Annotated in this window: 10 protein-coding genes and 1 pseudogene; 9 read left to right on the top strand and 2 right to left on the bottom strand. The window is 39.7% G+C overall.

Features of this window, described 5'->3' with window-relative positions; genetic code table 11:
- Positions 1-31: 31 nt before the first annotated feature.
- The 3 genes from murQ to IEX65_RS23110 all read left to right on the top strand — a co-directional run bounded on the left by murQ (position 32) and on the right by IEX65_RS23110 (position 3,334).
- Positions 32-853, top strand: coding sequence for an N-acetylmuramic acid 6-phosphate etherase (murQ, locus tag IEX65_RS23120; RefSeq protein ID WP_188769821.1), 822 nt, complete (start codon positions 32-34; stop codon positions 851-853).
- An 82-nt stretch (positions 854-935) separates the two neighbouring features.
- A complete protein-coding gene (locus IEX65_RS23115) occupies positions 936-1,925 on the top strand; it encodes a vWA domain-containing protein (protein WP_188769819.1) in 990 nt (329 codons plus the stop codon).
- 83 nt (positions 1,926-2,008) lie between these two features.
- The gene (locus IEX65_RS23110; protein ID WP_188769816.1) at positions 2,009-3,334 is read left to right on the top strand and encodes a serine hydrolase domain-containing protein; all 1,326 of its coding nucleotides are present in this window, start codon (positions 2,009-2,011) and stop codon (positions 3,332-3,334) included.
- A 78-nt stretch (positions 3,335-3,412) separates the two neighbouring features.
- On the opposite strand, the gene rimO is transcribed toward IEX65_RS23110, so the two are convergent.
- Both rimO and IEX65_RS23100 read right to left on the bottom strand, forming a co-directional pair.
- Complete coding sequence (gene rimO / locus IEX65_RS23105; protein WP_188769814.1) at positions 3,413-4,720, bottom strand: 30S ribosomal protein S12 methylthiotransferase RimO; 1,308 nt, start codon at positions 4,718-4,720, stop codon at positions 3,413-3,415.
- A 77-nt stretch (positions 4,721-4,797) separates the two neighbouring features.
- Positions 4,798-5,568, bottom strand: a complete 771-nt coding sequence (locus IEX65_RS23100) for a DeoR/GlpR family DNA-binding transcription regulator (RefSeq protein WP_229250848.1) — start codon at positions 5,566-5,568, stop codon at positions 4,798-4,800.
- Positions 5,569-5,785: 217 nt separating this feature from the next.
- Here IEX65_RS23100 and IEX65_RS23095 point away from each other — a divergent pair, with 217 nt between their 5' ends.
- From IEX65_RS23095 to IEX65_RS23070, 6 genes and pseudogenes are all read left to right on the top strand, one after another.
- Positions 5,786-8,938 carry a SusC/RagA family TonB-linked outer membrane protein gene (locus IEX65_RS23095; protein ID WP_229250846.1) on the top strand — a complete coding sequence of 1,051 codons (3,153 nt, stop codon included), beginning with the start codon at positions 5,786-5,788 and terminating at the stop codon, positions 8,936-8,938.
- A gap of 123 nt (positions 8,939-9,061) precedes the next feature.
- Complete coding sequence (locus IEX65_RS23090) at positions 9,062-10,354, top strand: RagB/SusD family nutrient uptake outer membrane protein (protein WP_188769811.1); 1,293 nt, start codon at positions 9,062-9,064, stop codon at positions 10,352-10,354.
- Between the two features lie 109 nt (positions 10,355-10,463).
- Positions 10,464-11,426, top strand: coding sequence for a helix-turn-helix domain-containing protein (locus IEX65_RS23085; RefSeq protein WP_229250844.1), 963 nt, complete (start codon positions 10,464-10,466; stop codon positions 11,424-11,426).
- 98 nt (positions 11,427-11,524) lie between these two features.
- Positions 11,525-12,310, top strand: a complete 786-nt coding sequence (locus IEX65_RS23080) for a crotonase/enoyl-CoA hydratase family protein (RefSeq protein ID WP_188769808.1) — start codon at positions 11,525-11,527, stop codon at positions 12,308-12,310.
- A 60-nt stretch (positions 12,311-12,370) separates the two neighbouring features.
- Positions 12,371-14,167 carry a feruloyl-CoA synthase gene (locus tag IEX65_RS23075; RefSeq protein ID WP_188769806.1) on the top strand — a complete coding sequence of 599 codons (1,797 nt, stop codon included), beginning with the start codon at positions 12,371-12,373 and terminating at the stop codon, positions 14,165-14,167.
- Positions 14,168-14,357: 190 nt separating this feature from the next.
- A pseudogene (locus IEX65_RS23070) lies at positions 14,358-14,612 on the top strand (GxxExxY protein); the annotation flags it as partial.
- Between the last annotated feature and the right edge of the window lie 45 nt (positions 14,613-14,657).

Below are 14,657 nucleotides of genomic sequence, written 5' to 3'. Positions count from 1 at the left end.
ATTTTAAATTTTAATTGAAGACAGTAATACTATGTCACTTGGCTTAGAAAAATTAGCAACCGAATCCTCTTCACATTACGATAATCTCGAAAAAATGTCGGTTCGAGAATTGCTCGAAGGCATCAATAACGAAGATAAAACCGTGCCTTACGCCGTAGAAAAATGTATTCCACAGATTGAAGCATTGGTGAGTCAGATTGTACCACGAATGAAAGCAGGCGGACGTTTGTTTTATATCGGTGCAGGTACAAGCGGCCGTTTGGGTGTAGTAGATGCTTCGGAGTGTCCGCCGACGTTTGGTGTACCTTTCGGAATGGTAGTGGGAATCATGGCAGGTGGTGATAGAGCTATCAGAAAAGCCGTTGAAAATGCCGAGGATGATATAGAGCAAGCGTGGAAAGACTTAGAAGAGTACGAGATAAATACCAATGATTGTTTGGTAGGTATTGCGGCATCGGGTCGCACGCCTTACGTGGTCGGAGGCTTACGTACTGCACGCCAAAATGGAATCTTGACAGGTTGCATAGTTTGTAATGCAGGAAGTGCCGTAGCAGCCGAAGCCGAATATCCAGTGGAAGCCGTTGTTGGTCCAGAATTCGTAACAGGTAGCACTCGCATGAAGTCAGGAACCGCCCAAAAATTGGTGCTAAACATGATTTCTACCTCAGTAATGATTCAACTTGGTAGAGTAAAAGGCAATAAAATGGTTGATATGCAGCTTACGAACCTCAAATTAGTAGAAAGAGGCGTAAGAATGGTCATGAACGAACTAAACATTTCGCACGAAGAAGCAAGCGAATTGTTGCATACATACGGCAGCGTAAGAAACGCCGTTGATAATTACAGAAATTAACAAATAGATTCTGGTATCATAGAAAAGAAGATGAGTAGAAAAGAAAAATTCTACATTCTTCATTCTAAATTCTTAATTAAAAATGTGGGACTGGTTTTCAATAGATTGGCTTAGTTGGCAAACCCTGCGTTCGTTCGTTTGGGCTGAAAAACTATACCTATACGCCATCATTGGAGTCCCTTTTTTATTTCTATTCCGCTGGCTTTTTTATACTCGTGGTCAGCAAAAATTGGGACTTTCGCTCACGAGCTATCAACTTCGCACCAATTGGATTAGTTACCTGCGTTTTATTCCTCCGATATTTTTTATTTTGGGCGTTATCTGCGTTTTGTTGTCGTTGGCACGGCCGCAGCGAGTGCGAGAAAGCAAAGAACAGTTTTCGGAAGGTATTGATATTATGCTTGCCATGGACATCTCGGAGTCGATGTTGGCAACTGATTTGAGTCCAAACCGTTTGGAAGCTGCCAAAAATGTTGGGCATGAGTTTATCAAAGGGCGTTTTCAAGACCGTATCGGTTTGGTTGTTTTTGCAGGAGAAGCATTTTCTATGTGTCCACTTACGACCGATTACGAAGTGCTGAACGAATACCTCAACGAAATAAACAGTAACCTCATAAAAACCACAGGAACGGCCATTGGTAGTGCGTTGGCAACTTGTATCAACCGCTTGCGTGAGATTCCGAGTAAAAGCAAAGTAGCCATTATTTTGAGTGATGGTGATAATACCGCAGGCTCGCTCGACCCACTCACGGCTACCGATTTAGCAAAATCTTTTGGTATAAAAGTTTATACGATTGCCGTCGGAGGTAATGACAGCGAAGTAAAAGTTGATGAAAATACCCTCCGAGAAATTGCTCGTGAAGGAAACGGACAGTTTTTTAGAGCAACCGATAACCAAACCCTCCGAAATATCTTCGAGCAAATCAACCGCCTTGAAAAAGTAAAAATCAAAGATAATGTTTATCGTGATGTAGAAGATTTTTACTATATCTACCTCAATTGGGCGGTTGTGTTTTTGTTAGCTGCTTTTTTCTTTAAAAATACTTTCATTGGAAATATTTTGGAAGATTGAGGCTTGATTCTACTTGGGATTAAACATGAAAATCCTTCGTAAAAACTTGGCAATATTTCACCCCATTCTAACTCATCAATAAAATGTCGAACAAACGAAAAATTATCTACGCTATCTTATTTTTTGTGCTTGTAGGCTTGGTTTATGCAGGCAATTTTGCCATTCAATATGCCTATATTGGCTCATCGTATAATGCAAAAACTGTTTGTTCGTGCATGTTTGTTTCGGGGCGAGATTTAGAAAATATCAAAGCCGAAGAACTTTATGCGGTGCCGTTTTCAACCGTAAAAGTTGATGAAGTAAATAAATCCGTAACTGCCAATATTTATGGTTTGGCCGAAACCAAAGCCATTTATCGCAAAGGTTTGGGTTGTACTTTGGTCAATGAATTATCAGAAGAAGAAATCAAAAAACAACCATCTGTTCCATCTGCCGATACATTAACTGAAAATCTTTTGATGGTAGATGATTTAGGTGGAATTGACAAAGTTGCCTTAGAAAAAAGCATCAATGAGGCTTTTCAAGAAAAAGACCCTCAGAATGTGATTCGCACAAGAGCGATTATTGTGCTGTATGAAGGTAGAATTTTAGCCGAAAAATATGCTTCAAATATCAAACCCGAAACACCCCTTTTGGGTTGGTCAATGACTAAGAGCGTAACGAGTGCCATGATTGGCCTATTAGTAAAAGATGGGAAGTTGGACATCAAAAAATCGGCTCCTATCACCGAATGGCAAAATGATAAACGCAAGAAAATAACCATTGACCACCTGCTTCGCATGAGTAGTGGACTTGGTTTTGAAGAAAACTATGCTGCACCGAGTGATGCTACTCAAATGCTTTTCCGCAAGAAAGGGGCAGGGGCGTATGCTTTGCTGAGTAAAGCAGCTACCGAACCCGATAAAGTTTGGTCGTATTCGAGTGGGACGAGTAATATTTTGCAGGAAATTATTCGCCGACAATTTTCTACCCAAGCAGATTATTTTGCTTTTCCATATCAGCGATTATTTCATAAAATAGGTATGAAAAGTGCCGTAATGGAGCCTGATGCCTCGGGAACTTTCGTTGGTTCTTCGTTTATGTACGCTACGGCTCGTGATTGGGCGAAGTTTGGTCAATTATATTTGCAAGATGGTGTTTGGAATGGCGAGCGTTTACTTCCCGAAGGTTGGGTGAAATATTCGGCGACTGAAACGCCTCATTCTGACGGAAAATATGCCGCTCATTTTTGGCTCGACCACCAAGATAAAACTTTTCCGCAAGATGCTTTTATGGCCGTAGGCTTTGAAGGGCAATACGTAACCGTTGTGCCGTCGAAGAATTTAGTAATTGTACGTTTGGGGTGTACGCCAAAAGATAATTTCAATCATTCGGCATTGGTGAAGGGGGTTGTGGCAGCGGTGAAATGATGTTTTTCTTTCCTACGATTGATTTGTAGAGACGTTTCCGCAATGGAATTGTGTGAAACGTCTCTACCAAATATTTCATCAAACCAAATCGCCATACAAATCAAATTCTTCGGCATTATTGATTTTTACATTGGCAAAATCTCCCATTCTTACGTACTGAGAAGCTGGTACAAGAACTTCATTATCAACCTCTGGCGAGTCGAATTCTGTTCTTCCGATAAAATAACCGCCTTCTTTTCTATCAAATAAAACCTTATACGTATTGCCGATTTTAGCTTGGTTCAATTCGGCCGAAATACCTTGTTGAAGTTCCATGATAATATCGGTGCGTTCTTGTTTTACTTCGGCAGGAATATCATCGGGCATTGTAAACGAATGCGTATCATCTTCGTGTGAGTATTGGAAAACACCCAATCTATCAAAACGCATTTTTTCTACGAAATGATACATTTCTTCAAAATGCTCTTCGGTTTCGCCTGGGTGGCCCGCAATGAGTGTCGTACGAATGGCAATATCTGGCACTTTTTCACGAATCGTGTTTATCAAAGCCTCAGTTTTTGGGCGGTCAATACCACGACGCATGATTTTCAACATTTCAGAAGAACCATGTTGAAGCGGCATATCGAGGTAGTTACAAACATTCGAGCGATTCTTCATCACATCTAAAATATCCATCGGAAAGCCAGAAGGATAAGCATATTGCAAGCGAATCCAGTCGATACCTTCAACATCTGACAGTTTATCAAGTAATTCGGCCAAATTTCTTTTCTTATAAATATCAAGTCCATAATAAGTAAGGTCTTGAGCAATCAGAATCAGTTCTTTTGTGCCTTTTTTTGCTAAGTTTTGTGCTTGTAAAACCATTTCGTCCATTGGTCGGCTTACGTGTCCACCACGCATGAGTGGAATCGCACAGAAGCTACACGGGCGGTCACAACCTTCTGCAATTTTTAGGTAAGCGTAGTGAGCTGGTGTAGTCAAGAGGCGTTCGCCAACTAACTCGTGTTTATAATCAGCTTTTAGCGTTTTCAGCATTCTTGGCAGCTCATTTGTGCCAAACCACGCATCAACCGTCGGTATTTCGACCGAAAGCTCATCTTTATAACGGTGTGATAAACAGCCAGTTACATAAACTTTGTCAACAATTCCTGCATCTTTTGCATCGACATAACGCAAAATCGTGTCGATAGATTCTTGCTTGGCATTATCAATAAAACCACAAGTATTAATGATAACAATATTGGCATCGTCTTTTTTCGACTCGTGTTCTACTTTCATGCCATTTCCTTTGAGCTGAGTATAAAGTACCTCCGAATCGACAAGGTTTTTCGAGCAACCGAGCGTAACGATATTGATTTTATTTTTTACTATTCCTTTTGTTTTCATTCTTGCTTATTTAAACGATTCTGGAGAATCGTTCCACATTTTTTGCAAAGTTCGGTATAAATAGGCTGTTTTCCTATTTAAAGTAAACCGAAACCAGCTTGTTTATAGGGTAATAACTGTTCATCGTTAGGTTCGAGTTCCGTGATTAGATAATCAATTTCGTTGGGACGACAAATATTTGCTCGGCAGACTGAATTTAGTTTTTCGGAAATAGAAAGAACAATGAATTTTTTTGATGCTTTTCGCATGGCTTTTTTCACTTGAACCACTTCTAAGTCAGAGTCGGTGAGGCCATGTTTGGCATCAATTCCGTTGGTACCGATGAAACATAAATCGAAAGACATTTCGCTCAATTTCAGAATCGCATCGCCTCCGACACAAATCTTGGCATCTTTTGAGAGTTTTCCACCCATAAAAATTACTTCAATATTAGGGTGCTTGAGCAGTTCTTCGGCGGCCATCAGACTTACAGTGCAGAAAGTTGCAGTAAGATTTTTTGGTAAAAGCCTAATTACCTCTCGGAGTGTAGTGCCTCCGCTGGTTAAGATAAGCATATCATCTTTGATAAGATTGACTACCTTTTGAGCAATAATTCGCTTTTTATCTAATGAATAAATGTCTTCCTCATTGGTGTTGCCATAATACGACTTCGATAAAGCACCACCGTGTACTTTCACGAGTTTTCCATTTTCAGAAAGTTCATTCAAATCACGCCTGATAGTATCTTCTGATACGTTGAGCTCTTGACAAAGGTCGGTTGACAGAATTTTATTATGCAAATTGAGCTGCTTAATAATAAATTCTTGACGTTCTTTTTTCAACATCGGCGACATTGCTACTTTTTGCATGAGTTTTTTGCGTTTTTTTGCAAGATTACTTAGGTATTTACAACTAATATTGATAGTAAACCACCCACAAGATAAGAAAAATATTAAATAAACCTTTTATTATCAGTTTTTTAGTAGTAAATATGCAAATAAATTTAAGTTTTTCAAAAATGCGTTTTTGTGCGTGTTTTTGGTGCAGTTCATCAATATCCTTTATATCCTTAAAAATCATTTAATGATGAAAATCTACAAACACAAGCTGCGATTCTTGATGAGCATAGTAGCTTTGCTGACATTCACACTGAATGTGATGGCTCAACGAAGCATTTATGCTATTAAAGGAAAAGTTTCGGATGCTACGGGTGGCATTCCGGGAGCTACTATTAAGATTGAAGGTACTTCCTTTGGTTCGGTTACTGATGCTGAGGGAAATTACTCATTGAATGCCAATCTGGCGGCAGGTACTTATAAATTATCTGCAAGTTCGGTTGGATATGCTACTGCCATTCAAAATCTTGTTTTGGGTAATCAGACAACTATCACACAAGACATCACGATTAAAGATGATGTAATGAACCTTGATGAAGTAGTAGTAACAGGTTCTACTATTAAAACTTCACGCCGTGAGTTGGGTAATGCCATTAGCTCAGTAAATGCCGAAAGTTTAGAGAAAACGGGTTCATCAAACCTTATCAGTGCCTTGCAAGGTAAAGTACCAGGGGCTCAAATCACGCAAAACTCGGGTGACCCTGCGGGTGGAATCACGGTGCGTTTGCGTGGTGTGAAGTCGATTCAAGGTAGTTCTGACCCACTTTATGTGATTGATGGAGTTGTGGTGAGTAACTCTTCTGCCAACGTTTCACAAATAGCCCTTGGCAATCAAGTGGGTTCTGCTACAATCGGAACCAACCGTATGGCAGATATTAACCCTGCTGATATTGAAAGCATCAACGTAATCAATGGTGCAGCTGCGGCTGCTCAATATGGCTCACGTGCAGCCAATGGGGTTGTTTTGATTACTACAAAACGTGGTAAATCAGGTACACCAAAACTTACTTTTACGACGAGTATAAACGCTAACGAATTACGCAAGAAGGTATTCGTTTCTACTTATGGCAAACAGTTTGGTTTTGCAGGACTTCGTTTACACCCGATTGGTGCCATTTCTGCGGCAAATATTGCAGCCAATCCAGGTATAACAACGGTAGGAATTGTACGTGAAGGTGTAACAACACAATTAGCGACCAATTTAGTTGATGTAACACGCTACGACTACCAAGACCAGATTTTCCAGACTGGAATGGGAACAGATAATAACCTTTCGATTAGTGGTGGCACCGAGAAAACGCAATATTTTGCGTCAATGTCGTACATGAAAAACGAAGGTATCATCAAAGGCACAGATTTTAATCGTTATGGTGTGCGTGCAAGAGTTGACCAACGTTTGGCTTCTTGGGCGAAATTATCGGTAGGTTTGAGTTATACTAATAGCTTTGCCAACGAAAAAGCCAACGGTAACGTATTTTATAGTCCAATCAACTCTGTAAACATCACGAATAATATTTATGATATTACGGTGCGTGATGCGGCGGGGAATCTTCAAGCAGTAGAGCCAACTCGTGTAAACCCATTGACAACGATTGAGGCAATGAAATTTACGCAAGCTGTAAACCGTACGGTAAATGATTTACAATTAAACCTCACTCCATTTAAAGGTTTTGCTATCGACTGGGTTGTGGGTGTTGATGCTTATTCAGCTTTGGGTAAAAACTTTATTCCTGCGTATCCATATCAAGCGGCGGCTGGTTTGCCTGCAGAGCGTTATCCAAACGGATATGCTTCAAATGCCAATAATAACTCAATTTTATTCAACACCGATTTGAATATTTCTTATGAAAGAGAATTGACTTCGGATTTGAAAATGAATTTGATTGCTGGTGGAAATTATCAATCAAGCAAAGTTGAGTTTGCTCGTGCCAGTGGCGAAAACCTCGCACCGTTTATCGAAACCGTGAGTGGTGCAGCCAGTACGACCGTTACGGCAGGTTTTGGTGTTGACCAATATAATTTGAGTGGTATTTTCGGACAAGCGACTTTTGGTTACAAAAACTTAGCTTTCGTTACAGGTGCTATTCGCCAAGACCGTTCTTCTAAATTTTCCCCTTCAGAAACAAAGCAACTTTACCCTAAATTCAGTGCCAGCTTTGTGCCATCTGATTTAGCAGGTTGGAAAAGCAGTTCCTTGAATAATTTAGTAAGCGGCTTGAAATTACGTATGTCGTGGGGTGAAGCTGGTAATTTGACTGGTATTGGCTCTTATGACCGTTTCTGGCAATTTTCTCCAGTACCATTCTTAGGTAAAAACACCATTATTCCTAGTGCTACATTGGCTAATCCGAGTGTACGACCAGAGCGTATGACCGAAACCGAAGCAGGGTTAGACCTTTCTTTATTGAAAAACAAAATCAACGTAGGCTTTACCATCTATAAGCAAAATATCTCTGATTTGGTTGTAAACCGTGTTTTAGCAGCAACTACGGGTGGTACGAGTATCGTCAATAACGTAGGTTCGATGGAAAACAAGGGTATGGAGATTTCGTTGAATTTCATGCCTATTAAACAAAAAGATTTCTCTTGGGATGTAACGGTACTCTATAACCGCAACCGTAATAAGATTGTGAGTCTGGGTAGCCCATTGGTTGCTATTAGCAATGCAGCAGGTGCACCAGTTTTCTTAGTTGAAGGCCAGCCAGCATCAGTATTTTTGGGTAATCCGTATGCTCGTAATCCAGATGGTTCGTATTTACTTACTCCACAAGGTTTGCCACAACGTGAGCGTGGTGTGCAGGATACACCAACAACTTTCACACCTCAGCGTGGTGCCGACGGACAACCTTCGGGAGCATTTATCCGTACAATTATCGGAAATCCAAATCCAAAATGGACTGGTTCTATAGTCAATAATTTAACTTACAAAAAAGCAAGATTAGGCTTTTTGTTAGATGCAGTACAAGGCTTGCAAGTATTCAATGCTGATAAGCGTACTCGAAACAACGTTGGTATTGGCGATGTGGCTGAAGCCGAAATGAAAGGTACCATGCCACGTGGTTCGGTGTTTGCCCTTGTGCCAATCGAAGAATATCGTGTAGATAATGGCTCGTTTGTAAAACTCCGTGAGATTTCTTTGGGTTATCAGTTACCAAATTTAGTGAAGGGAATGAGCAATTTCAACCTTTCGTTGATTGGCCGTAACCTCATTTCGTGGGATAAATACAATGGTTATGACCCAGAAACAAATGCTGGTGGAAACAATGACCTATTCCGTGGTGTTGACTTTGGTAACGTTCCGATTCCGAGAACTTATCAATTACAATTAACGGCAACGTTCTAAGCTGAAATCTTAGCTTTTACATGAGTATTTTTTCTATTAAACTTTTATATCCGTAATACCCCGAGATATAAAAAGTTCTAATCAAAAATCCCCTTTAGGGGTTAGGGGTGGTCTTCTAATAAAATGAAAAAAACATTCATATATTCACTCATCACGGCTTCGACTTTGGTTGCTACTTCTTGTAACAAAGAGTATCTGAACCCAAGTGCTGCCAGTGAGCAACAAGTAGTCAATGACGTAAACGGTCTGATTGCTTTAGCAAATGGTTTGCAATATCGCCTTACGGTTGGGCGTGCGAGTCCGATGTACGCTCTGCCAAGTGCCATAGGTCTAACCACAAAAGAGTTAAAAGTTTTGAATGCGGGTAATACCGATGAGCTAAACCTCGAAGCAGGTGGTGCGGCAGTTCAAGGCAATAACTCGTTGATTTCAAACCTCTGGAATCAAAGCCACTTAGTAAGAGCAAATGCCGATAATATCTTAAATAATGTTTCAAAAGTAAGCGATGCAGGAACAAAAAGTGGTCTGATTGCCTACGCATCAATTTTCAAAGCAATTGCTCTCGGAAATTTGGCAATGGGTTGGGAGCAATCGCCTATCACAACTGCCGAAAATGCTCCATTTGTTGCTCGCACGGAAGTTTTGAAAAATGCCGTTTCGATTTTAGAAAATGCCGCTACGGCATTAGCTACTGCACCTTCGACAAACTTTACGAGTAGAATCGTATCGGGGATTGACCTAACAAATACTGTACAAGCCCTTATTGCTCGATACAGCTTAATGCTTGGCGATTATGACAAAGCTTTAGCTGCCGCAGCAAAAGTAGATTTAACCAAAAGGTCGGCTTTTACTTTTGATGATACTTCTCGTAATCCGATTTTTGATGCCACTTTCAGCAACCGTAACGTAACCGAGCCATTGAATGCTGACTTTGGGTTACCAACGGCCTTAAAACCTGATTCAAAAGATAAACGAATTGCGTTTTTCTTTCAAACAACGGTTGCTGCTAATAATTTAGGTAGAGCGAGTTTCTTTACGGCCAATTCGTCGGCGATTCCTGTGTATTTGCCAGGTGAAATCAGCCTGATTATAGCTGAAGCTAATGCCCGTAAAGGCAGTATTGATGCGGCCATCACTGAACTAAACAAGGTTTTGACCAAGAAAACTGATGTTTGGGGAATCGGTGCTGACTTGCCAGCTTACGCAGGCGATAAAACCGCTGCGGCAGTATTAACCGAAATCTATAAGCAACGTTGCATCGAATTATTTATGCAAGGTTTCCGCTTAGAAGATAGCCGTCGCTTTAATCGCCCAGCAGCAGGAACAGCGGGTGCCGAACGCACACGTAATTGGTATCCTTATCCATTATCTGAAAGAGATAACAATAAGTCGATACCAGCCGACCCAGCAATTTGATAATTACATTTCATCATAGATTAACGTGCAAAAAAGCATCCATTTTGGGTGCTTTTTTTGTTTTTGGTTTGCAATGTATAAGAGGTTGAAAATATTCTTGCGGAGAATTGTGAATAACTACTTACTTTGTGAAAATCTTTTAAGAATTGATATTAATGGTTTTAGGCAAGAAATGAGTAGCTCAAAAGAAATACCCAAACTAAATCCTTCGCAGTTCGATGATTATCTTTTTGGAAATTGGAAACCAAAAGTTTCGAGTTTGTATGAGCATTTTCATATCGAACGCATCGAAAATTATAAGTCTTTTCTGAAATTTCCTGTTTTACCGCACCGCCGTTCGGTGTATTTTTTCTTGTATGTAACCAAAGGTTTTGCCATCAGAAGCAAAGGTTTGAGCAATTATGAAGTAAAGGCTAATACATTTTTTTGCCTTTCGACCGACCAAATCACTTCGCTTGAAGCTATTTCTGATGATGTTGAAGGTTTTTATTGTCATTTTCAACCTGAGTTTTTTAATCAGGCGATACTCAATGTTGACCTTGAAAAAGATTTCCCTTTTTTTCAAATCACTTCCGAGCCGCTCATTCAAATTTTGGATAATCAGAGAATTGTTGATTTATTAGAAATTTTATTGGCAGAAAAACTACGAAACGAAGCCAATCGTGCCGAGATAATTGCTCTGTATCTAATAGCCTTTTTTAAGGAAATGAAAGAGTTTTATATACAAACTCCCAAAAGCAGCAATAATGCAGCTTCTAATCTCACACAACGCTACAAAAATCTGCTTTCAGAGCTTATCTACGACAAAAAAACTGTTACCGAATTTGCCGAAATTCTGGCGGTTTCGCCCAATCATTTGCATAAATGCGTAAAGACTACAACGGGCAAATCGGCTCACGAATTATTGGAAGAAATGCGGGTTTTAGAGGCCAAAGTTTTGCTCAAACAAACACCCATGCGAATTGCCGAAATTGCATTCAAGATTGGTGGCTTCGAGCCAAGCGATTTTTCGAGATTCTTTAAATCTAAGACAGGAATTTCGCCAAAAGAGTATCGGAATCTGCAAAATTGATTGTTTTTGCTTATTTTATCTTTCCTTTTACCTACTAATCTTTCTGTTTATTGTTCAATTTTGTATTGAAATAAGTCAATCAGTTTTTGGATAATAAAATGCAAGAAATAAAATCTTCTACGGCGTCAATCCAATTAGAAATCAGAGACGAAATCTTGTTGGTGGCTATTAATCGCCCCGAAAAACGTAATGCTTTCAACGATGATTTGGTTCTGGGTATCGAAAAAGTCTTCGAGAATATTCCACCGCAAATCCGCTGTGTGGTTATCTATGGTTTGGGTAAGCATTTTTCGGCAGGCCTCGACCTTTCAGAACTGAAAGAACGAGACGCCGTGCAGGGGCTTCATCATTCCCGAATGTGGCACCGAGTATTAGATAAAGTGCAATTTGGAGCTGTGCCTGTCGTAGCGGTGCTTCACGGGGCAGTTGTAGGTGGCGGACTCGAATTGGCATCTGCGTGCCACATCAGAGTTGCCGAAACCAGCACGTTTTTTGCACTTCCCGAAGGTCAAAGAGGAATTTTTGTGGGTGGCGGTGCATCGGTTCGTGTGCCAAAATTAATCGGTATGGCTCGCATGATGGACATGATGTTTACTGGAAGAGTCTATAAGGCCGAAGAGGGCGAACGTATCGGTTTAGCCCAATATTTAGTCGAGGAAGGTCAAGGACTCGAAAAAGGAATAGAATTGGCCCAAAAAATAGCTTCAAATGCAGGCATGACCAATTACGCACTCATGCACGTATTGCCCAAAATTGTTGATTCGGGTCAAAACGAAGGTTTAATGATGGAAAGCTTAATTGCAGCAATTTCAGCAGATGCCCCAGAAGCTAAAAAAAGATTAACTGATTTTCTGGAAGGAAGAGCCAAGAAAGTGGGAGAATAAGCAGATTTAGAGCTATGGACTATCAAACATTAAGCATCAAACATTCAACATTTAGAAAGAATGTATAAAAACACGCCATTCGGCCCAACTAAAACTCATAAAAGACAGTTTGAAAATGGCATTGTTCATTTCAAAAATGAGCAAGCATTGGCCGATTTTCCTATAAAAATTACTGATAAATTAGAACATTGGGCAAAAATAAAACCTGAGCATACGTTTATCAGTAGAAGAAATCTCGTCACGAAGGATTGGGAGAAATTATCTTATGCCGAAACCTTCGAAAAGGTAAGAAATATCGCCCAGTATTTGATAAATCTGGAATTTACATCTGGTGAAACTGTCGTAATTCTCTCAGAGAATAGCCTTGAACACGCACTTTTGGTTTTAGCATCAGTACATATTGGCATTACTTATACGCCGATTTCTCCACCGTATTCTTTGGTTTCTGATGATTTCGGCAAACTCAAACATTGTCTTGAATTAATGACTCCGAAAGTCATTTTTGCTCAAAGTGGAAAAGTTTATCAAAAAGCTCTCGAACTATCAAAAACAATTTTCCCAGAAGCCATTGTCATTACCGCAGATGGAGAAAATGGTGGGCATTTTCAAGAAATGTTGCTTACAAAACCTACGACCGATGTTGAAACTGCCGCAACAAAAGTGAACGCTGATACGATAGCCAAGGTGTTGTTTACCTCTGGCTCGACTGGCTTGCCCAAAGGCGTAATGAATCATCAGGGCATGTGGTGTGCTAATTTACAGCAGATTACGCAGGTTTTTCCGTTTATGCAGCAACAACCGCCCATTTTCATTGATTGGCTTCCGTGGAATCATACTTTTGGTAGCAATCATAACTTTGGATTGGCTCTTTATAATGGCGGAACAATTTTGATTGATGATGGAAAGCCAACACCCAAAGGTATCGAAGAAACCGTTCAGAATCTCCGAGAAATTTCTCCGACGGCCTATTTTAATGTGCCAAAAGGTTTTGAAATGCTGATTCCATATCTTGAAAAAGAACCTGCTTTGCGTGAAAATTTCTTCAAAAATCTTAATATTTTGTTTTATGCAGGGGCGAGTTTGGCTCAACCAGTTTGGAATCGCTTGGAAGAATTGGCGGTAGAAACTATTGGTGTAAAAATTCCGATTATCACGGGTTTGGGTTGTACTGAGTCGGGACCTTCGGCGATGTTTGCCAATTGGGGTGGAGCATTTTCTGGACTTTTGGGTGTGCCAGTGGCAGGGATGGATGTGAAACTCGTACCCGATGGTGATAAAATGGAGGCTCGCTATAAAGCCCCCAACGTAACAAAAGGTTATTGGAGAAACTCTGAAGCAACGGCAGCGGCTTTTGATGAAGATGGTTATTATAAAACTGGTGATGCCGTAAAATTCTTAGATGAGAATAACCCCGATAAAGGTTTGGTTTTTGATGGAAGAATTGCTGAAGATTTTAAACTTTCAACAGGAACTTGGGTAAATGTGGGTGTTTTGAAAGCAAAAGTGATTTCAACTGGCTCACCAATTATTCAAGATGTGGTGCTTGCTGGTTTGGACAAAGAGTATATTGGGGCAATTTTATTTTTAAATGCTGACGCTTGCCGAAAATTAGCTAATTTAAGTCCCGAAATTTCAAATAAAGAAGCATATTTGAATGTAGAAGTAGAAAAATTTATCAATAATTGGCTGGCAGAGTTCAATAAAACCTCAACAGGAAGCTCGACTGTCATCAAAAAATATGTAATTGCTATCGAACCACCGTCGATTGATTTAGGCGAAATAACCGATAAAGGTTCATTGAATCAAAGAGCAGTTTTGAAACATAGATTTGATTTGGTAAATGAAATGTATCCCTAAATGGCACGCTGATTTGACGGATGTGCCAACGCTGATAAAAACTGATTTTAAAAATGGAATTATTGCATAAAGAATTAACGGAGGCAATTATCAAGGCATTTTACGATGTTTACAATGAACTTGGCTTTGGTTTTTAGAAAAAGTTTATCAAAACTCTCTTTATTTAGAGTTAAAGGCAAGAGGGTTTGATGTTGAGGCTCAGAAACAAATAAAGGTTCATTTTAAGGGCTTTGAAGTTGGAGAGTACTATGCTGATTTGTTGGTAAATAATACAATTATTCTCGAATTAAAGGCAACAGAAGCAATTGTTCCTGAGTTTGAACATCAATTAATAAATTATCTTCGAGGAACAGATAAAGAAGTTGGTTTACTTTTAAATTTTGGTTTAAAACCTGAATTTAGACGTAAGATATTTGAAAATTCACGAAAGAAATTAAAATATTAATGTGTAGCAAAAAATCAGTATAAATCAGCGTTACGTAGTATCGGC

The organism is Emticicia aquatilis (assembly GCF_014644295.1).
GTDB classification, from domain to species: Bacteria; Bacteroidota; Bacteroidia; order Cytophagales; family Spirosomataceae; genus Emticicia; species Emticicia aquatilis.
This window is presented reverse-complemented; position numbering and strand designations above follow the sequence as displayed.